Below are 4,301 nucleotides of genomic sequence, written 5' to 3'. Positions count from 1 at the left end.
AGTTATTGCCGTCCAGGCGGAAGGCATCCCCCGCGAGATTGGACCGTCGCCCCCCGAATCCGAGGTGACTGAAAAAAACGGGGACTGCCATTTTCGCAGTCCCCAGTGCCAAATTGACCACCTCAGGGGCTCCCGATCTCGCCATCACGCCGGGAGCTGGAAACACCCCTAGGGGGAGGGCCCTCATTCCCGGACCGGTTTGTTCCGGGCGGACGGCCCATTATTCTTCGCCAGCCCGCAGTCGGGCGAGGACGCTGTAATCTTCCAGTGTGCTGGTGTCGCCCACGGTCTCCCGACCCGCGGCGATGTCCCGCAGCAGCCGGCGCATGATCTTACCGCTTCGCGTCTTGGGGAGAGCCGTTGTAAAGCGGATGTCGTCGGGAACCGCGAGCGGCCCGATCTGTTCCCGGACATGCTTCTTCAGTTCCTGCCGCAGAGCGTCGGAGGGTTCGTACCCTTCCGCGAGCGTCACGAAAGCGCAGATGGCTTCCCCTTTGATCTCGTGCGGACGACCCACGGCCGCTGCCTCGGCTACCGCAGGATGGCTGACAAGAGCACTTTCGATTTCGATCGTGCTCAGGCGGTGACCGGAGACGTTGAGCACGTCGTCGATACGGCCCATGATCCAGATGTAGCCGTCCTCATCGATCCGTGCGTTATCCCCGGCGAGATATTTGTGGGGCACGTCGGACCAATACTGCCGTTTGTAACGTTCATCGTCACCCCAGATGCCGCGGAGCATTCCCGGCCAGGGTTGTGTGATAACGAGCCAGCCGCCGACGCCCACAGGTACCGGCTTGCCGTCTTCGCCGACGACCTCCGGCACCACGCCGGGCAGCGGGAACGTCGCGCTTCCCGGCTTCAGCGGGGTGCAACCCGGCAGCGGTGAGATCATGATCCCGCCCGTCTCCGTCTGCCACCAGGTGTCCACAATGGGGCACCGTCCACCGCCGATTTTTTCGTAATACCACATCCAGGCTTCCGGATTGATCCCTTCACCGACACTTCCCAGCAACCTCAAGCTGGAGAGGTCGTGCTTTTCAACGTGCTCGTCGCCCCATTTGATGAACGTGCGGATCGCAGTAGGGGCCGTGTAGAGGATGTTGACTTTGTACCGTTCGATGATATCCCACCAGCGATCATAAGCGGGCCAGTCGGGAGCGCCTTCATACATGACGCTGGTGGCTCCGACAGTGAGAGGACCATAGACGATGTACGTGTGCCCCGTGATCCACCCAATATCGGCCGTGCACCAATAGACATCCTCATCGCGGATATCGAAGACCCATTCCATGGTCTTCTTGGCATACAGGTTGTAGCCCGCCGTGGTGTGCTTGATACCTTTCGGTTTTCCAGTCGAACCGCTCGTGTAAAGGAGGAAGAGTGGCGCTTCACTGTCCATGGGTTCGGCAGGACAATTTGCCGAGGCATCCTTCATGAGTTCGTGCCACCAGAAGTCCCGGCCGTCGACCATGTTGATTTCCTGACCGGTCCGTTTCAGGACGATGCACTTCTGGACGGTGGGGGACTTTTCCATCGCGCGATCGGCATTCTCTTTCAACGGGATGATCTTGCCGCGTCGCCAGCCCCCGTCGGCCGTGATGAGAAGCTTCGCCTGAGCGTCATTGTTCCGCTCGGCCAGGGCCTCGGCGGCAAATCCGCCGAACACTACCGAATGGATGGCCCCAATCCTCGCACATGCCAGCATGGCGATGGGCAGCTCAGGGACCATCGGCATGTAAATGGAGACGCGGTCCCCCTTCTGGATGCCCAGGCTTTTGAGCACATTGGCGAACTTGCACACCTCGCGATGGAGCATCTCGTACGTGAGGACGCGGACGTCGCCGGGCTCACCCTCCCAGATGTAGGCGACCTTGTTGCGCCGCCACGTGTTCAGATGAGCATCGAGACAATTGTAGGAAACGTTCGTTTGGCCGTTCTTGAACCAAGTGGCGAAAGGTTCGTTCCATTCCAGCACTTTTTCGTAGGGCTTGAACCAATGGAGCTCTTTGGCATACTCGCCCCAGAAGCCCTCCGGATCATCTTTGGCCCGTTGCCACATTTCACGATATTGTTCCATCGACTTGATGCGGGCCTTAGCGGAAAACTCGGGCGGGGGCGGGAAAACCCGGGTTTCCTTCATTACATTAACGATCCCGGCCTGCGACATGAGCTACACCTCCCTTCCGCTTTGGTTCGGAAGAATGACCAAGAATTGAACACCACCACGCTGATCAATTGGCCTTGATTCTAGGACTACAGAAAACGGCTGTCAATAATGGTATCCACTTCAAGAGGGGATTGTCATAGGTCTTTCGGTTTAGCACAATAGGCTCCATCCGTCGTTTGTGCCCAGGCCCTTATTGGGCTACGGTGAGCAAGGGTGGAGTGAGAGCGGGGCGAGACGCTACTGTGGCACATCCGGTTTTTCACAATCTTGGCAAAGGAGATGAGGAACCGACCATGGCATCGGGCGCGCATCCCCAGGTGATTCTTTCCGGGTTTGCTGATGAAGCCGCGATCAATAAAACCGCTATCGAACAATTCGTCGCGTTTGCGGCTCTCGGGCTGTCCTACTACAGTATTCGCTTCATCGATGTGGGGCAGGGCGTGAAGAACGTCATGAAGCTGACGCCCGACGAGGTCAAGCAGGTGTGTCAGCTTCAGAAAGATTACGGGTTGCAGGTGTCCTCGCTGGGCTCGCCCATTGGCAAGATCAAGCTGAAAGATGTGGAGGATGGCACGAAAAACGTTTATATCCCATTCGACAAATATCTTCAGGAGGATGTCCGCCGGGCGTGCGAACTGGCGCAAACGCTCGGGACGAAACTGATCCGGGGCTTTTCTTTCTACCATCCCAAAGGCGAGGACCCCAAGCCGTACCTCAATGAGGTCATCGATCGATTGGGCCGGATTGCCGACGTCTGTCGCGACGCCGAGTTGATTTTCGGCCTGGAAGTCGAAGCCAATCTGGTGGGGCAGAATGGCTATCTGCTTGCGGAAATCTATCAGAAACTACAACACCCGTCGCTGGTTCTCGTTTTTGATGGGGCCAATCTTGTTGTGCAGGGATACACGGCCGCGGAGATTTACGATCAGTACCTGGCCATGAAGCCGGGGCTCGGATGGATGCACATCAAGGACTATCGGCGACCCCAACGGGATGCCAAAGGGGGACACGTGGACGAAGACATGCTCAAGAACTTCGTTCCTGTTCACCTGGGTGACAGCGGTCATGAGGTCATTTTGCGCGATTTCGCTTCCTACATCCCCGAGCTGGAGACGCGGCTTCGCCCCTTCGGAGTGCCAGGGGTCTTCCTGGACCTCGAGCCGCACGTAAAAGGGGGCGGCCAGTTCGGTGGATTCAGTGGCCCGGATGGAATGGGTGTCGCCCTGCGAAGTCTCTGCCGGCTCCTCGATTATGTGGGAATCGGCTATCATCTGCGAGATTTCGACGACATTCGGGCTGCGCGGGGCTTCTGACGGTCGCGGGGGCCTCCAACCCGCTTTACCGCGGGAGGAACGGGCTCAGAAGAAGCCATTCCTACCTGCCCTTTTTGGGGAACGGCCAGCCCGGTCCGACGGCGCTGTGCTGGCTGGTGTGACTGCTTAAAGCAACCGGTTTTGACAACAAAAAGAAAGGGCGTCAGACGTGCCGAACGCCTGATGCCCTTGTTTTATTTTTCTTGTTTTGTTTCTATCGACTGGGGCTGGCCAAAGCCGTCAGCAAAAACTCAGGTCGCGAAGGGATTTTCGTTGGCAGGGGGCTGAGCAGGCGGTTGAGGCGCCGGTTGGGGTTGCGGCGGTGCGGCCGGAGCGGGCTCCGTGCTGAAGGGATTTTCCTGCGCTGGTGGTGCTGGCTGCTGCGGGGCGGGTGCAGGCGGTGTCGCTTGCGGAGTCGGCGGTGTTGCCGCAGGAGGCTGGGCCGGTGCTTGGGCCGGCGGTTGGGCAGGAGCCGTGACTGGCGGTTGAGCGGGGGCCTGGGCAGGCGCGCTCGGAGCCGGTGAGCTCACTTCGGGGATTCCCACCGGGGGAGTTGAGCGGTCAAGTACCCGGGCCTCTTCGCGGCGCAGCTCTTCATAGCGCGCTTGACGTTGCTTTTCCAGCTCCACCATCACGGCCAATCGGGCCTGCGTGCGGTATTCCTCGATGAGGAGTCGCTGACGTCCCTGGATGCGTTGCAAGGCCCGACTCACGTTAAAGAACTTTGTGGCAGATTTCATTTCCAGTTCGGCCCCCTTTTTGAAATCCACTTTTGCTTCATCCTCTCGACCCAACTGGAGATAGGTGAGGCCGCGAAA

The 4,301-nt window shown here is 58.9% G+C and carries 3 protein-coding genes; 1 reads left to right on the top strand and 2 read right to left on the bottom strand.

The annotated features are described in order from the left end of the window. Positions 1–220: 220 nt before the first annotated feature. The gene (gene acs, locus H5U08_RS11255) at positions 221–2,170 is read right to left on the bottom strand and encodes an acetate--CoA ligase (RefSeq protein ID WP_297033042.1); all 1,950 of its coding nucleotides are present in this window, start codon (positions 2,168–2,170) and stop codon (positions 221–223) included. 293 nt (positions 2,171–2,463) lie between these two features. Between acs and H5U08_RS11250 the strand changes: the two genes are divergently transcribed. Further along, positions 2,464–3,483 carry a TIM barrel protein gene (locus H5U08_RS11250; RefSeq protein WP_297033040.1) on the top strand — a complete coding sequence of 340 codons (1,020 nt, stop codon included), beginning with the start codon at positions 2,464–2,466 and terminating at the stop codon, positions 3,481–3,483. 251 nt (positions 3,484–3,734) lie between these two features. Here the strand turns inward: H5U08_RS11250 and H5U08_RS11245 are convergent. Beyond that, the coding region (locus H5U08_RS11245; RefSeq protein WP_297033038.1) for a hypothetical protein at positions 3,735–4,301 on the bottom strand (567 nt) is incomplete at its 5' end.

The sequence above is a fragment of the Thermogutta sp. genome (genome assembly GCF_014359955.1).
Taxonomy (GTDB): domain Bacteria; phylum Planctomycetota; class Planctomycetia; order Pirellulales; family Thermoguttaceae; genus Thermogutta.
This window is presented reverse-complemented; position numbering and strand designations above follow the sequence as displayed.